16 protein-coding genes are annotated in these 16046 nt (G+C 49.3%); 8 read left to right on the plus strand and 8 right to left on the minus strand.

The genetic code is table 11. The features are described 5' to 3' along the window. Position 1 precedes the first annotated feature (1 nt). Positions 2-595, minus strand: a complete 594-nt coding sequence (locus FCU94_RS01130; protein ID WP_176286748.1) for an NAD(P)H-dependent oxidoreductase — start codon at positions 593-595, stop codon at positions 2-4. Between the two features lie 17 nt (positions 596-612). Then, positions 613-1503: an EamA family transporter gene (locus tag FCU94_RS01135; protein ID WP_176286749.1), complete on the minus strand. Its 891-nt coding sequence runs from the start codon at positions 1501-1503 to the stop codon at positions 613-615. A gap of 121 nt (positions 1504-1624) precedes the next feature. Here FCU94_RS01135 and FCU94_RS01140 point away from each other — a divergent pair, with 121 nt between their 5' ends. From FCU94_RS01140 to FCU94_RS01165, 6 genes are all read left to right on the plus strand, one after another. Further along, positions 1625-2104, plus strand: coding sequence for a MarR family winged helix-turn-helix transcriptional regulator (locus tag FCU94_RS01140; RefSeq protein WP_176286750.1), 480 nt, complete (start codon positions 1625-1627; stop codon positions 2102-2104). 69 nt (positions 2105-2173) lie between these two features. Next, on the plus strand, positions 2174-2761 hold the full coding sequence (locus FCU94_RS01145; protein WP_176286751.1) for an aminodeoxychorismate/anthranilate synthase component II: 588 nt from the start codon (positions 2174-2176) through the stop codon (positions 2759-2761). Positions 2762-3161: 400 nt separating this feature from the next. Further along, complete coding sequence (locus tag FCU94_RS01150) at positions 3162-4376, plus strand: aspartate aminotransferase family protein (protein ID WP_176286752.1); 1215 nt, start codon at positions 3162-3164, stop codon at positions 4374-4376. Between the two features lie 138 nt (positions 4377-4514). Beyond that, positions 4515-5534 carry an arginine N-succinyltransferase gene (gene astA, locus FCU94_RS01155; protein ID WP_176286753.1) on the plus strand — a complete coding sequence of 340 codons (1020 nt, stop codon included), beginning with the start codon at positions 4515-4517 and terminating at the stop codon, positions 5532-5534. Between the two features lie 16 nt (positions 5535-5550). After that, positions 5551-7008 (plus strand): succinylglutamate-semialdehyde dehydrogenase, encoded by a 1458-nt coding sequence (gene astD, locus FCU94_RS01160; protein ID WP_176286754.1) that lies wholly within the window; start codon positions 5551-5553, stop codon positions 7006-7008. A gap of 162 nt (positions 7009-7170) precedes the next feature. Then, positions 7171-7962 carry a DUF1338 domain-containing protein gene (locus tag FCU94_RS01165; protein WP_176286755.1) on the plus strand — a complete coding sequence of 264 codons (792 nt, stop codon included), beginning with the start codon at positions 7171-7173 and terminating at the stop codon, positions 7960-7962. A gap of 75 nt (positions 7963-8037) precedes the next feature. Here the strand turns inward: FCU94_RS01165 and crp are convergent, their stop codons facing one another. From crp to FCU94_RS01195, 6 genes are all read right to left on the minus strand, one after another. Further along, complete coding sequence (gene crp / locus FCU94_RS01170) at positions 8038-8670, minus strand: cAMP-activated global transcriptional regulator CRP (RefSeq protein WP_004410522.1); 633 nt, start codon at positions 8668-8670, stop codon at positions 8038-8040. 242 nt (positions 8671-8912) lie between these two features. Next, on the minus strand, positions 8913-9782 hold the full coding sequence (locus tag FCU94_RS01175; RefSeq protein ID WP_176286756.1) for a phosphoribulokinase: 870 nt from the start codon (positions 9780-9782) through the stop codon (positions 8913-8915). 91 nt (positions 9783-9873) lie between these two features. Continuing rightward, entirely contained in the window at positions 9874-10086 is a 213-nt protein-coding gene (locus tag FCU94_RS01180) for a YheU family protein (protein WP_176286757.1), read from the minus strand. Between the two features lie 41 nt (positions 10087-10127). After that, complete coding sequence (locus tag FCU94_RS01185; protein ID WP_176286758.1) at positions 10128-11105, minus strand: hydrolase; 978 nt, start codon at positions 11103-11105, stop codon at positions 10128-10130. A gap of 9 nt (positions 11106-11114) precedes the next feature. Then, positions 11115-11594, minus strand: coding sequence for a TIGR02444 family protein (locus tag FCU94_RS01190; RefSeq protein ID WP_176286759.1), 480 nt, complete (start codon positions 11592-11594; stop codon positions 11115-11117). Next, positions 11591-13513, minus strand: coding sequence for an ABC transporter ATP-binding protein (locus FCU94_RS01195; protein ID WP_176286760.1), 1923 nt, complete (start codon positions 13511-13513; stop codon positions 11591-11593). The genes FCU94_RS01190 and FCU94_RS01195 overlap by 4 nt, the downstream gene beginning before the upstream one ends. 154 nt (positions 13514-13667) lie before the next feature. Between FCU94_RS01195 and kefG the strand changes: the two genes are divergently transcribed. After that, on the plus strand, positions 13668-14258 hold the full coding sequence (kefG, locus tag FCU94_RS01200) for a glutathione-regulated potassium-efflux system ancillary protein KefG (protein ID WP_176286761.1): 591 nt from the start codon (positions 13668-13670) through the stop codon (positions 14256-14258). Then, complete coding sequence (gene kefB, locus FCU94_RS01205; protein ID WP_176286762.1) at positions 14242-16038, plus strand: glutathione-regulated potassium-efflux system protein KefB; 1797 nt, start codon at positions 14242-14244, stop codon at positions 16036-16038. Before kefG ends, kefB begins: the two co-directional genes overlap by 17 nt. Positions 16039-16046: the final 8 nt, after the last annotated feature.

Here is a 16046-nt window from a genome sequence, read left to right on the forward strand (position 1 = left end):
ATTACATCCCATAGGTAAAGTCTTTGCCCAGCGGCAGCATATCGCGGTGTATTGGCGCAAGGGCGCTGGCATAGCTGCTGAGTAGTTTTAATGTGTATTGGGTGCGCGCAACAAAGTGGTGGTCATCGCTATCGGCGTTTTCATCGATCAGTATGTCGCTGTTGCGCACGATCAGGTGATCGGGCAAGAAGCACACATGATTATTTTTACTGCCAGTCATGCGCAGTTCGCTGATCGGATAAACACCGTTGATGCTCACGCTCACACTGACTAATAGCGCAGGTTTATGTGCCAATTCGTTAGCTGTTGTCAGTAAGAGAAAATTTTTCAGCGCTGGCGTGGCCATGCCGTGCCATTCTGGTGTGATAAACACAAACGCGTCGGACTGTTTCAATGATTGCGCGATTGGTGTCCAGACGTCCCACTCTTCACTGCCTTGCCACACCCCCTCATTCCAAAAGGGCAGATTCAATTCATAGAGATCAAGAATCTCCACTTGGTCGAACTCTTGCAAACTATGTTGCTGGAGAAAGCGCGCCACGTTGAGGCTTTGTGAGTGAGCTCTTTGGCTGCCAGAGATAATAGTCAATTTCATCGTTGTTTCCTTTTGGTTCAATCCGTAATGAGTGGGTGTTGTTTTGTTGAGTTTTGTGTAGCGGAGGCGAAAAAGATCGAAATCAGTATCGCTCCCGCGCCTAATAACTGCATAGGTGTGAGCGTTTCATCTAAAAATACGAACCCTAACAGGCTGGCCGAGACGCTGCTGAGAAAGCCGAGAAACGCAACATTAGTGGCAGGAAGGCGCTCGATGCCTCTAAACCACAACGCATAAGCCATCACCGCCCCGACTAGGGTTAAGTAGCTATATCCTGCAATATTTTTCAGTGAAATGGCCTCCGGGATGCCCTCAAGCCATAACGCCGCAGGTAGCAAGAGTACGCCGCCTACCAATAGTTGCCAGCCAGTGAAAGCGAGTATCGACATGTTGTCTGGGCGCCCCCAGTACTTCGTCAATACCACGCCTGTTGCCATGCTTAATGTCCCCAGCACAGCCAGAATGATGCCTTGCACACTGAGCTGCACCGTTTCGTTAATGACGATCAGTGCCACTCCTACTATCCCGAAAATGGCGGCGATACCGTGTCTTAAAGCGATGCGAGTTTTGAGCACTAGCCCGCTAAGGAGCATCACAACGATAGGTTGGCTCGACATGACTAGCGCCGCTGTTCCCCCAGGGAGATAGCTGGCGGCGAAAAATAGGCAGTAAAAGAACAGCCCGATATTGAGTGCCCCTAAACAAGCGAGTTTTCCCCACCAGTGCTGGCTGGGGAGGCGGCGAGTGTATGCAATGAGCAACAATCCTGCGGGCAAAGCGCGGATCGTAGAGGCGAGCAGAGGGCTGTTTGCTGGCAACAGCTCTGTGGTGACGATATAGGTACTGCCCCACACGATAGGGGCAATCGCAGTGAGCAGGATTGCTTGAATCCTTTCAATATGTATCATTTTTCCTTCCTTAAAAGTATCTTTTTTGAAAGATTGTTTTTTAAAAGTAATGGCGTTTTTTCTTTTGGTCAAGTATCTTTTTTAAAAGATTTATTTTTGGTAATGGCTGTGAAAGAGAAATATGGACGGTGTAGATAAAATCCTGCAGCAATGGCAGCAAGCGAGACCTGACTTAGACTGTTCTTCTATGGGCGTGGTAGGGCGGATTCGCCGTGCGGCCATCTTCTGGGAGCGGCTCAATGCACAAGTGTGTTCAGAGGCCGGGATCAGTGCGATCGAGTTCGATATTCTGGCGACGCTAAGGCGGAGCATTGAACCCGTCACCCCCACCACTCTTTATAAAACACTCATGCTCTCGTCTGGTGCGGTCAGTACCCGTTTAGAGGGATTGGTACAAAAAGGCTGGGTACACCGTGTCGCGAGCGAAAGCGACCGCAGAAGTAACCGAGTGACATTAACGCAAGAGGGTATCGTCTTCTTAGATAACGTATTGGAAGCGCACGTGGCCAGTATGGAACGGCATCTAACTTGCTTGGAGCCCGCAGAGCGAGCCGCGTTAGAGAGTTTACTGAGTAAATTCCTACAAGCTGAAGTCGAGTAACGGATCGGACTTGCGTTTAGATAAAAAGGCGGCACAATACTCGCTTTCAGGTTTCTACGATGTACGCCAATGCTGTTAATTATCGATAATTACGACTCGTTCACTTACAACCTCTACCAATATTTTTGCGAGTTAGGGGCTGAAGTGAAAGTGGTGCGTAACGATGAGATTGATATCGCAGGGATTGAGGCGCTGAAGCCGAGCCATTTGGTTATCTCACCTGGGCCGTGTACGCCGAATGAAGCAGGCATTTCGCTGGTGGCGATAGAGCACTTTGCTGGCAAGTTGCCGATTTTAGGGGTGTGCTTAGGGCATCAGGCGATTGCGCAAGTGTTTGGTGGAAAGGTGGTGCGCGCTCGGCAGGTAATGCACGGTAAAACTTCTCCGATCCGCCACAATAACCGCAGTGTGTTTGCTGGCTTGAACAATCCTCTTACCGTGACGCGCTACCATTCTCTGGTGGTCAAAAATGGCACTTTGCCTGACTGCTTTGAACTCACGGCTTGGACGGAGCGAGAGGATGGCTCAATGGACGAGATCATGGGCTACCAACACAAAACTCTGCCGATTGATGCGGTGCAGTTTCATCCCGAGTCGATTAAAACAGAGCAAGGGCACCAGATCCTTGCTAATTTTATCGCGCGCCAACCACTTTAAACATTTTAGTCAGGTTTTTTCGCCATGCTAAAGCCTGACTAAGATCACCTTTCTTAACATTTCTTTCATAATTCCCCACTTGAATAGTCTGTGAAAAACTATGCGAGCAGTTTGTCGCGCCTACGCTCCAGCCCTTATTGAGACTATGATTAACCTAAGCTTATCTTTGCTATAAGAATATATTGCTTCATAAAAGTGATGGCGTGATGCATAAATACTCATAGATGGTGAGTGTTGCCCTCCGAACGGGTAACTAAAAAGAATAAATCACTATTGAAATGGTTAATTAAATGTAAATACAATGCCGTGATTGCTTAATGGCAAAACAATATCTTATTTCATTGAATCGAAGTAAGGACACCATATTCGCTATGCATGCGGTATCGAGAGGGAATGTGCAATGACTGTAGAAAATAAAGTAGAACGCGGTTTGTTTGATGAGGTGATGGTGCCTTGTTATAACCCAATGGAAATGATCCCAGTAAAAGGCGAGGGCTCTCGCGTATGGGACCAGCAAGGCAATGAATATATCGATTTTGCTGGTGGTATCGCCGTGAGCTGTCTAGGTCATTGTCACCCAGCGATGGTCAATGCATTGACTGAACAAGGGCAAAAGCTTTGGCACCTTAGTAACGTCATGACCAACGAGCCCGCTCTTCGCTTGGCGAAAAAACTCACCGAAGTGAGCTTTGCTGAAAAAGTCTTCTTTGCTAACTCAGGTGCAGAAGCGAACGAAGCCGCACTTAAGCTTGCTCGTCGTTACGCGGCCGATAAATTTGGCCCAGAAAAGTCAGAAATCATCGCCTTCACTCAAGGCTTCCACGGCCGTACATTCTTTACCGTCACGGTCGGTGGGCAAGCGGCATATTCAGATGGCTTTGGTCCTAAACCAGGCGATGTCACTCACTTGCCTTACAACGATGTGGATGCGTTGCGAGAGCACATCTCAGACCGTACTTGTGCAATTATGATGGAACCTTTGCAAGGCGAAGGCGGCATCATTTCACCAACCGACGAGTTTGTTCAAACCGTACGCGAGCTGTGTGACAAGCACAATGCACTGCTGATCTTTGATGAAGTTCAAACCGGTAATGGCCGTACAGGTAATTTCTATGCTTACCAAGGTCTCGGTGTCACGCCAGATATCTTAAGTACCGCAAAATCACTCGGTGGTGGTATTCCAATCGGTGCGATGCTAACCACGACTGAGCTCGCGCAGCACATGAAAGTCGGCACTCACGGCTCAACTTATGGCGGTAACCCACTGGCCTGTGCAGTAGCAGAAGCGGTGGTTGATGTCGTGAGCCAACCTGAAACGCTTGCCGGTGTGGCGAAGCGCGAAGCGCTATTCCGTGAGGGGTTAACTAAGCTTAACGACAAATACCACATCTTTGCCGAAATTCGCGGTAAAGGCCTATTGCTTGGTGCCGCAATGAACGAAGCGTGGCAGGGCCGTGCTCGTGACGTACTTGTAGCGGCGGGTAAACAAGGTTTGATGGTGTTGGTGGCAGGGGCAAACGTGGTGCGTTTTACTCCGTCACTGGTTATCACTGAAGAAGAAATTCAACAAGGACTCGATCGCCTAGATAAAGCACTAGCGACATTAGTTAAATAATAATTCAACAAACCGGAGGGCTGTTTTGTCATAGCTCTCCCAATACCAGTGCTACTGGTCCTCTATTCGGGTTATTGCGTAGCAACAACGAATAGAGGACTGGTAGCATTGGTATCCCGCATCAGGAGGGAAGTATCGATGCTGGTTGTTCGCCCTATCGCAATGTCGGATTACGACGCGCTGCATACCTGCGCAGTGGAGTCGGGTCACGGATTCACATCTCTACCGGTTAACGAAGAACTGTTAACCAATCGCATTACCCATTCAGAGTACAGCTTTGCTAAACCCAAAGTGACCGAACCCGGTGACGAAGGTTATTTGATGGTCGGTTTTGACCATGAAACCGGCGAAGTGGCAGGCTGTACGGGTATTGAAGCGTCAATCGGGTGGGATGTGCCTTTTTACTCCTACCATATTAGTACCGTGGTTCATTCATCACGCAAACTGGGCGTTAATAATACGGTTAAACTTCTGACTTTTGGTAACAACTACACCGGTTGTAGTGAGATTTGTACTCTGTTTCTACGTCCGAGTTTCCGTCAAGGATTGAATGGACGCTTGATGTCGAAATGTCGATTTTTGATGATGGCCGAGCACCCGCACCGTTTCTCGAAAACCATTTTTGCTGAAATGCGCGGTGTTTCAGATGACGACGGCAACTCGCCGTTTTGGCAGTGGCTGCAAGAACACTTTTTCTCGATTGACTTCACCATGGCCGATTATCTGACTGGTATTGGGGCTAAAGGCTTTATCGCAGATCTGATGCCAAAACTGCCGATTTATATCAACTTATTGAGCAAAGAAGCACAAGAAGTGATCGGTAAAGTGCACGAAAACACTAAGCCCGCACTGAGACTACTAGAAAAAGAGGGCTTTACTTGCCGCAACTACGTCGACATTTTTGATGCAGGCCCGACGGTTGAATGTGATCTTCGCAATATTGAGTCGGTACGCCACTCAATTCGCGCCAAGGTGACGGTTGCCGAACACTCAAGCTCGCAAGATTTCCTGATTGCGAATACCTCATTTGAACACTTCCGCGCAACCGCAGCGAAAGCGGCGTACGACAAAGAAACGGACTCTGTGATCCTCTCACCAACGGTCGCTGAAGCGCTGCAGGTGAAAGAGGGTGAGTTTGTGCGTATGTTGCCTCAGTAAATAAAGGATATTAGTCATGACACATTGGATTGCAGGAGAGTGGCTCGCAGGAGAAGGCGAGCCGATGGACTCGACGAGCCCATACAACAACGAGGTGATTTGGCAAGGCGTGAGTGCAACGCCAGATCAAGTGGAACAAGCTGTAACGGCGGCACGCCACGCCTTCGTCGGTTGGAAAAAACTCAGCTTTGCCGAACGTGAAGCCGTGGTGCTGGCATTTGCCGAACAGGTCAAACAGCACAGTGAGCAAATAGCTGAAATCATTGCTAAAGAAACCGGTAAGCCGATTTGGGAAACGCGCACTGAGGCCGCGGCGATGGCGGGCAAGATTGCGATTTCTATTCGTGCCTATCATCAACGTACCGGTGAGACACAACGCGAAGCGGCGGGCAATCAGATTGTATTGCGCCATCGACCGCTGGGTGTGATGGCGGTATTTGGCCCGTATAACTTCCCGGGGCACTTGCCAAATGGTCATATCGTGCCTGCGCTGCTCGCCGGTAACACTGTGGTATTCAAACCTTCAGAGCAAACCCCGCTAACGGGTGAGTTTGCGATGAAGTTGTGGGAAAAAGCGGGCTTGCCAAAAGGCGTGATCAACTTGGTGCAAGGCGCTAAAGAAACCGGCATCGCCCTAGCTGAGTCTAAAGGTATTGATGGTGTGCTATTCACGGGCAGCGCCAACACAGGTCATATTCTTCACCGTCAGTTTGCAGGACAACCAGGCAAAATGCTCGCTCTAGAAATGGGCGGCAACAACCCTATGGTGATTTCTGATCACTATGGTGATGTCGATGCGACGGTTTATACCATTATTCAGTCGGCCTTTATCAGTGCGGGGCAACGCTGTACTTGTGCGCGTCGCCTGTATGTGCCTATCGGTGAAAAAGGTGACCTGTTGGTCAACAAATTGGTTGAAGCGACCAATAAGATTCGTGTCGACCAGCCATTTGCCGAGCCAGCTCCGTTTATGGGCCCACAGATCTCGAAAGCCGCCGCCGACTTTATTTTGGCAGCGCAAGCAAACTTGCAACAGCTTGGTGGTAACAGCCTAGTTGAAGCGAAAGCGGGTGAAGCCGCATTCGTCACGCCGGGCATCATTGATGTCACCGCGATTGAAGCGCTACCAGACGAAGAATACTTTGGCCCACTATTGCAAGTGGTTCGCTACCAAGGTTTGGAGCAAGCCGTTGAACTGGCCAACGACACGCGGTTTGGCTTGTCGGCGGGCTTAGTTTCAACCGATGACAGCGAGTGGGAGTACTTTGTCGACCACATTCGCGCAGGCATCGTCAATCGCAACCGCCAGTTAACCGGAGCCAGTGGTGATGCGCCATTTGGTGGGCCTGGGGCGTCGGGCAATTTACGTCCGAGCGCGTTTTACGCCGCCGATTATTGTGCTTACCCAATGGCCTCAATGGAAGGCGAAGCCACTGAGCTACCCGCTAGCTTGAGCCCGGGTGTTGAACTCTAAAAAAATAATAGAATAAGTTCCCTTTTTTGCCCCCGAGCTGGGGGCATAGCAACGTCACAGGCTGAAGGCTATCGGATTGACTTTTCTGGACACGTCGGTCCGGTAGCCTTTTTTATAACTCAAACAACTATATAACGTAAACAACCCCAACAAGGAGGCGGTATGTCGCCAGATGTTTTATTCCAGTCGTTATGGAGTGACTATATTCAACGCTTGTGTCCCTCTGCTGAAAAAGTGCATCAATTGCTGCAAGAGGATGACGCGCTCATTAATGACCACATTGCCCTACGCACATTCAATGTTGCCCCGCTTGGTATCGCAACCTTAGCTCAGCCTTTTCTAGATGCGGGCTACAAGCCATGTGGCGATTATGTTTTTGAAAGTAAAAAATTGGTCGCTAAGCACTACGAGCACCCAGATCCGAAACAGCCAAAAGTCTTCATCAGTGAGCTGAAAGTGGATGAGTGCTCTAGTGATTTACAAGCGATCGTTGCCAAGCTAGTAGAGCAAGTAGACACCGATAAGCTAAAAGGTCATGAGTTCTTATACGGTGGACGTTTGTGGGATCTGAGTTACGCGGATTTTCAAACGCTTGCTAAAGAGAGCGAGTACGCGGCTTGGTTAGCTGCGCATGGCTACGGAGCCAACCACTTTACCGTGAGCGTTAACCAGCTTAATGCGTTTGATGAAGTGAAAGGGGTGAATGACCATCTTCGTGACGCCGGATTTACTATTAACGAGTTTGGTGGTGAAGTAAAAGGCACGCCCGAAGTGTTACTCGAGCAGTCGTCGACTATGGCGGATAAAGTCGCGGTGCAGTTTAGCGAAGGCAGTGAAATGATTCCTGGCGGTTTTTACGAGTTTGCTAAGCGATACCCGATGGAAAACGGCGAGTTGTATCCAGGGTTTGTTGCGGCATCCGCAGACAAGATTTTCGAGAGTACCAACGGCTAACCTGCTTCGGGAATGAAAAGAAAAAGCCACCCATGTTTCCATGGGTGGCTTTCAATATTCATACGTTAAACGAAATTAACGAGTACCGTAGACCACGATGGTTTTACCGTGAGCAGAGATCAGGTTTTGCTCTTCTAGCATCTTCAAGATACGACCCACAGTCTCACGAGAACAGCCAACGATTTGGCCGATTTCTTGACGGGTGATCTTAATTTGCATGCCGTCTGGGTGCGTCATTGCATCGGGTTGCTTCGCTAAGTTAAGTAGCGTTTGTGCGATGCGGCCTGTCACGTCAAGGAAGGCAAGGTCACCCACTTTTTGGCTAGTCACTTGTAGGCGGCTTGCCATTTGCGCGGAAAGGCGCATTAGGATATCTGGGTTCACTTGGATCAGTTGACGGAACTTCTTGAATGAGATTTCCGCTACTTCACAAGGAGATTTTGCACGAACCCAAGCGGTACGTTCTTGATCTTCTTCGAATAAGCCAAGTTCACCGATAAAGTCGCCTTGGTTTAGGTAAGAAAGGATCATCTCCTTACCTTCTTCGTCTTTGATAAGAACCGCTACAGAACCTTTAACGATGTAGTACAAAGTTTCCGCCTTTTCGCCCGCGTGAATTAGCGTGCTTTTTGAAGGGTACTTATGAATATGACAATGTGAAAGGAACCACTCTAATGTAGGGTCGGTTTGAGGTTTACCTAGAACCATAATATCTCACTTCCTCTGCAGGGTACGCTTGCTGCTTTCCATGTTGTAGCAAGCCTTAAATCAAGACTTACTAGGATAAGAGCACTTTATCAATGCTGCAAGCCAACTTGTGTTTCGGTATCAAATAGTATCCTTTTTCGAAAACGATTTCTTGATTTTAATCGGGTCCGAATAGGGTTTTAGTAAGCAAAAATGTGCACATGATCACGGTATGAAAAGTAATCGTGTTTTGGCTGTGAGCCCTAGCCAATTTTTCCAGTTTCAATCAATTGCTGCAGGATTGGCCTGACAATCAATTCCATCGCAAAGCTCATTTTCCCGCCCGGTACCACTAGGGTGTTGTGACGTGACATAAAAGAGCCGTCAATCATGGCGAGTAAATAAGGGAAGTCGACATTCTTTATCCCACGTAGGCGAATGACGACGAAACTTTCGTCTAAACTCGGGATGCCTTTGGCGTTGAGTGGGTTAGAGGTATCGACGGTTGGTACGCGTTGAAAGTTAATATGCGTGCGCGAAAACTGCGGCGTGATGTAGTTGAGGTAGTCATCCATCGAACGAACAATCGAGTCCATTACCGCTTCGCGCGAGTGGCCGCGATCGCGGGTGTCTCGAACGAATTTTTGAATCCACTCTAAGTTAACGATAGGGACCATGCCTATCAGGAAGTCTACGTGCTGTGCGACATTGACATCGCCATCGACCACACCACCGTGCAACCCTTCATAAAACATCACGTCGGAGTTTTCCGGCAGGTCTTGCCACGGCGTAAACGTACCCGGCATTTGGTTGTAAGGCACGGCTTCATCGAAAGTATGTAGATAGCGACGAACTTGGCCGATGCCTTCTTGTCCGTACTTGCGGAAAAACTCAGCCAGTGCACCAAAATCATTGGCTTGAGGACCAAAGTAACTGATATGGCGGCCTTGCTCACGGGCTTTGCGAATTTCGACGTCCATTTCTGGGCGGGTGAAACGGTGGAAGCTGTCGCCTTCAACCCAAGCGGGTTTGATGTTCATCATATTGAACATCTTACGAAACGCTTCTGAAGTCGTTGTCGTCCCGGCGCCAGATGAACCCGTCACCGCGATAATAGGGTGTTTTGCTGACATGACAAACCTTGTCTGTGAATAACTTTCCTGTAAACGCTGACCACTATAACACGCTTTTTCTGCGAGTCACTGTATGACGTGCGTTAAATGCTCAGAACTTGTTTCTCATCTGAATATCAACACTCTCATGCAGTTCAGAGTAGACCACGACGGCCTCGCCTGACTCAAGTTGAGGCTTGATTTGGTCAACCTTTTCTTGCAATGAGATCTCTTTGTCGCCGTAGTCAGTGCCCTCTCGAAGTACAAATTCTCGAATAAGGTTGTCTAAGGTTTCTGGGTCGATTTGTTGCCATGGAACGATCATAAATACCTCGTCATTTTATGCTCGATAGTGCAGTGCGGCTATTATGCCGAAACCGCCAAACTTTCATAGTAGGCAGGGAGACTCTCTTCTAGCCAAAAGCGCGGTTTGAGTGCGCTACCGGTAACAAAGCCCACATGACCACCTTGATCAAAAAGTCGATAATCGATGTTATCGGGCAGGATATATTTAGGGATCACCGCGTCGGTCATAAAGGGATCGTCTTTAGCGTGGATGATCTGAGTCGGCAGTCGAATCTCTTTTAGGCGATGGATCCCCGAGCAGCGCTGATAGTAATCTGCCGCATCTTTAAATCCATGCAGTGGGGCGGTGATGAGGTCATCAAAATCGTACAAGCGAGTGACTCGCTTAATATGTTGATAGCTGACACCCAGTTCGCCTTTGAGTAGATGGTGTTTTTGCAAAGCACTTTTTTTGAGAGAAGAGAGTAAGTAGCTTTTGTATAGCTTGGAAAAGCCTTTCTCGATCCGTTCTGAACAAGCAGAAAGGTCTAGCGGCGCAGAGACAATGGTGGCGGCATCGAGCAAAGGATCGTTGCTGTATTGGGCTAAGTAGTTAGCCAGCATGTTGCCGCCTAGCGAAATGCCAACTGCGACCTTTTTTTGGTTGGGGAAGTGCTGATTGAGGTGTTTGAGAAACAAGCGAGCGTCTTCGATTTCACCTGAGTGGTAAGCGCGCGCCAGCTTGTTGGGTTTACCGCTGCAACCACGAAAGTGCATGATGACAGATAACCAGCCTTGGTTGGCAAAGGCGTGCATCAACCCATTGGCATACGGGCTATAAAAACAGCCTTCGAGGCCATGAAACAGGACAAACAGAGGCTTGTTTTGCGCGCTGGGTTGGTCGTAAGGCTCACTCCAAGCAATATCGAGAAAGTCACCATCTGGGGTATCTAGAGTTTGCCACACGGGCTCAAAGAGCGCTTTTTTACGAATCAAACGCGGGGCTAATGTCTGCAAGTGCGGATTGGCTAAACCGGTTGCCGCGATAAATTGAGTCATGGCTTGTCCCTAATGGTTGGCGATGTTGTCGTACGGCTGGGAGAACACGGAATACAGGGGCTCTCCACCCAGTTGACGGCAGTAGCGCAGGGTGAGTGGTTCGCCATGATTGGGGGCTAACGAAATATTATTGATGCAGTCGACCAAATCCGACTGTTGCTGCTTTTCGAGCTGCAGTTCAAACTGGAGTGATTCACGATAGAGAGTGTCTGGCAGGTGAAATTTTAGTTTGCGCCTCAGTTCGCGATAGTTCAGTAATAGCGCTTCGCTGCGACCTAGGCACTCTTCGACCTGATGCCAATCTTGTTCTGAAAAACAGACCTGCTGCTCATCTAACCATTTGAGCAGCAGCAGCAGATTCACATTGCCTTTGAATTGGTTTTGCAGGGCTAGGCACGCCTCTTTGACCTCCCGAACACTATAATATTGCAAGCTAAATTGCCATAAGTGCTCGAGGGTTAAAGAGAGTTTGGCGTGCTCTGAACTCATTGACTATTGAACTCCAGTTCCATCTGTTCTAGCTGCTCTTGTACAGCCATCCATTCCATCTCTACCTCTTCAAGCGCACTTTTACTGTTGGCTTGAACGGCGAGTACTTCGTTAAGTTTAGCTTTATTTTCGGCTTGATAAAGCGAGTTGTCTGACAGTTGCTGTTCGGCTTGCTCTAGCGCGACGCCTAACTTATCCATTTTCTCTTCGAGTTTTGTCAGGTTTTTGCGAATTGGCGCGGTTTGCTTACGAAACTCTGCTTCACGACGTTTTTGCTCTTTTTTCGCAGCGGCACTATTGAGCGAATTTTTTTCAGGCTGCTGCTCTTGCGCCTCGCGTCTTTCCTGTTTTTGTTGCTCGGTGAGCCACTTATAGTAATCGCTTAGGTCGCCATCGAAAGGCGCGACCTGTCGATCGTGAACCAAGTACAGATCATCAGTGGTCGCGCGCAGTAGGTAGCGGTCGTGCGAGACAATCACCATCGCTCCCTCGAAGGTCTGTAGCGCCAGAGTGAGCGCCTGACGCATATCGAGATCAAGGTGGTTGGTGGGTTCGTCAAGCAACAACAGGTTCGGCTTTTGCCATACCAGCAACGCCAATACAAGACGTGCTTTCTCGCCACCGGAGAAGGGCGCCACTTTTTCCAGCGCTTTCTCACCTTGGAAACCAAAACTACCCAAATAGTTACGCAGTTCGAGTTCGTTTTTGTCCGGTGCGATTTGCATCATGTGTTGCAGTGGCGTCTCTTCTGGATGCAAAGTTTCTAATTGATGCTGGGCAAAGTAGCCAATCTTAACGCCTTGGGAATAAGTGAGGTCGCCACCTTGGGCCTTAAGATCGCGTGAGAGCAACTTGATCAAAGTCGACTTACCCGCACCGTTGCGACCAAGTAAGCCAATACGACTGCCCGGAACTAGGTTGAGACGAATCTTCTCTAAAATTAGGTTGTCGTCGTACCCAGCAGAGACATCATCCATCATGATGATCGGGTTAGGCAGGGCGGCTGGCTGACGAAACTCAAAACTAAATGGGTTGTCGAACTGGGCAGGCAGAACTTTCTCCATTCGTTCCAGTGCTTTAATACGGCTCTGAGCTTGGCGCGCTTTCGAGGCTTTATAGCGAAAACGGTCAATGTAGCTTTGCATATGCGCCATCTGCTTTTGTTGTTTTTGGAACATGGCTTGTTGTAGCAGAAGCTTTTGCGCGCGCTGGTCTTCAAACGACGAGTAGTTACCTGTGTATTCGTTGAGCAATTGGTTTTCGACGTGAATAATTCGTCCGACGATAGGGTCGAGGAAATCTCGGTCGTGAGAGATCAATACCAAGGTCCCCGGGTAATTTTGCAACCAGCGTTCTAGCCACATCACAGCGTCTAAGTCTAAGTGGTTGGTTGGTTCGTCGAGCAGCAGCAAATCAGACCGGCACAACAGCGCTTGTGCCAAATTAAGGCGCATGCGCCAACCACCGGAGAATTGAGTCAGGCTCCAGCTCATTTGTTGTTGGCTAAAACCAAGGCCATCGAGTAACTCTGCTGCGCGAGCGCGAATGCTGTACCCACCGATGGTTTCAATTTTTCCGTGGATCTCTGCCACTAAGGTGCCGTTATCTTGTTGTTCCGCCGTCACCAGTTCCGCTTCTAAGCGGCGGTACTCACGATCGCCATCGATGACATACTCAATAGCGCTGCGTTCGAGCGCGGGCGTTTCTTGCGCAACCCAAGCGAGTTCCCAATGGGCCGGTTTCGCAAAATGTCCTGCGTCGATAGACAGTTCATCTTTAATTAAGGCGAATAGGGTCGATTTTCCGCAGCCGTTTTTTCCCACTAGGCCGACTTTGTCGCCTGGCTGAATGGTTGCCGACGCTTGGTCAAGCAGAGGTTTGCCGCCGCGCAGTAGCTGTATGCCAGAGAAGGTAATCATAATATTTGCTTTATCTTTGCTCGTAATGGGTCGAATAGTAGGGTAGTTGACAGACTATGTCGATTATTGCGTTATTCTAGCGAACAACGTATAACAAACTGATAACGACTGTTCCCCCCTAACTCCCAGATATGTAAGGATTGCAATCGAATTCATGGAGACTACAGCCGCAGACAAACCCAAAGTGTTGGTGCTTTATGCTCACCCAGAGTCACGAGCGTCGGTGGCCAACCAAGTCATGATCAAAAAAATTGAGTCACTTGATCACGTCACCGTACACGACCTTTATGCCCACTATCCTGACTTCTTTATCGACGTGGTTGCCGAGCAAGCGCTGCTCGATGCCCATGACGTGATTGTTTTTCACCACCCGCTCTATATGTATTCTTGCCCGGCGCTGCTCAAAGAGTGGCTGGATCGAGTGTTGGGTAAAGGTTTTGCGTTTGGTAAAGGCGAAGCACTAAAAGGGAAATATTGGCGCAGTGTGATCACGACGGGTGGTAAAGAAGAAGCGTTTGGTAAGTCAGGTTACAACCGCTATCCGTTGGCCGAAATTCTACAACCATTTGAACTGACCGCCGCACTGTGTCAAATGCACTGGATAGAGCCTTTGGTACTCTACTGGGCGCGGAATGTCTCAGAGGCAGATCGTTACCAACACGCCGAGGCTTATCGCCATTGGTTACTTGACCCATTAGCCGTTTTTGAATCTGAGCAAGGAGCCGCCAATGGCATTGGAAAGTGATTTTCTTCAAAGTAGCGTCATTTTTCTTACCGCGGCCGTGGTCGCCGTACCCATAGCTCAGCGCTTAGGGTTGGGTTCGGTACTGGGATACTTGCTGGCTGGGGTGGCCATTGGCCCATGGGGACTGGGGCTTATCAGTGATGTGGAAGCGATTCTCCATTTTGCCGAATTTGGCGTGGTGCTGCTGCTGTTTTTAATCGGGCTAGAGTTGAATCCGAAAAAGCTATTGCAAATGAAAGGCCCTATCTTAGGTCTGGGTGGGGCTCAGGTGGTGATTACGACCTTGATTCTGGCCAGTATCGCCTACTTGGTGGGCACCTCGTGGCAAACCAGCGTGGTGATTGGCATGGGGTTGGCGCTCTCTTCCACTGCGATTGCGCTGCGCGTGATCGATGAGCAAGGATTGGCGGGGAGTGAAACGGGCCAGTCGGGTTTTGCTGTGTTGCTGTTCCAGGACATTGCCGTGATACCTATGCTGGCGGTATTACCGATTCTGGCTGGCAATACGGCAGGCGATTGGCTCGACGCGCTATGGATGTTAGCGGGTGTGGCCGGGTTGTTGGTCGGTGGCCATTTTTTGCTGCGGCCTCTGTTTCGTTATGTGGTACTCAGCGGCGTACGTGAACTCTTTACAGTCGCCGCGCTGCTGTTAGTGATTGGTATCGCTTTAGTGATGAAGCAGATCGGCCTCTCGATGGCGCTGGGTACGTTTCTCGCTGGCGTGATCCTGGCGGAAAGTGAGTATCGCCACGAGTTAGAAATTGCCATCGAGCCGTTTAAAGGGTTGTTGCTTGGGCTATTTTTTATCGCAGTAGGCATGGCGGTTAACTTAGGCTTGCTGGCTCTAAAGCCATTGGCGGTACTGTCTGCTGTGGTTGTCTTAGTGGTGGTGAAAGGCTTTATCCTCTATTTATTGGCACGCTTGGCCGGCAGTCATGCCAAATCGCGCAGTAAGATGGCGGCGATTTTAAGCCAAGGGGGCGAGTTTGCGTTTGTGATCTTTACCGCCGCCAGCAGTGAAGGTTTGCTTAATCAACAACAAACCGCTTTTCTGCTAGTGGTGGTCAGTTTGTCTATGGTGACCACCCCGTTATTGTTGATGGTGCAAAGCAAATGGTACGCAAGGCGTTTGAACAGTGAGACCCAAGAACTACTGAAAAGCGACGTTATCAATAAGCAGCCGCGTGTGATCATCGCGGGTTTCGGTCGTTTCGGCCAAATCATCGGCCGTCTGATGTACGCCAACAAAATCAAAGTGACCGTACTTGAGAGTGACGCCAGCCAAATAAAGTTGCTGCGTAAATATGGCTATAAGGTGTTTTATGGCGACGCCACCCAACTCGACTTGTTGCGCGCTGCGGGCGCGGATAAAGCTGAAGCAATGATCATTTGCACCGACTCGCCGGACGAAATCATGCAAATTGTTGAGCTCTGCCAAACCCACTTCCCAAACCTAAAACTATTGGCGCGTGCGCGCAGTCGTGTTGAGGCCTACCAGCTGTTGAGTCACGGTGTCGACAGCTATTCGCGTGAAACCTTCTTAGGGGCGCTCGATCTGGGTCGTCAGGCATTAGTCAGCTTAGGTATGCACCCTTATCAAGCCAAACGCGCCGAAGCGCATTTTAGAAAACTGGATAATGCGATGCTGAAAGAGTTACTTCCTCAGCATAATGATGATAAACAATTGGCCTTAAGAGCCAAGGAAGCCCGTAAAGAACTGGAAGAGATTTTTGGTCGTGAATTAGAGAGCGATCAACAAGCCAAGAAGTTCTGGGATTAAACCAATAA

It is taken from the genome of Vibrio sp. JPW-9-11-11 (assembly GCF_013369335.1).
Lineage (GTDB): Bacteria > Pseudomonadota > Gammaproteobacteria > Enterobacterales > Vibrionaceae > Vibrio.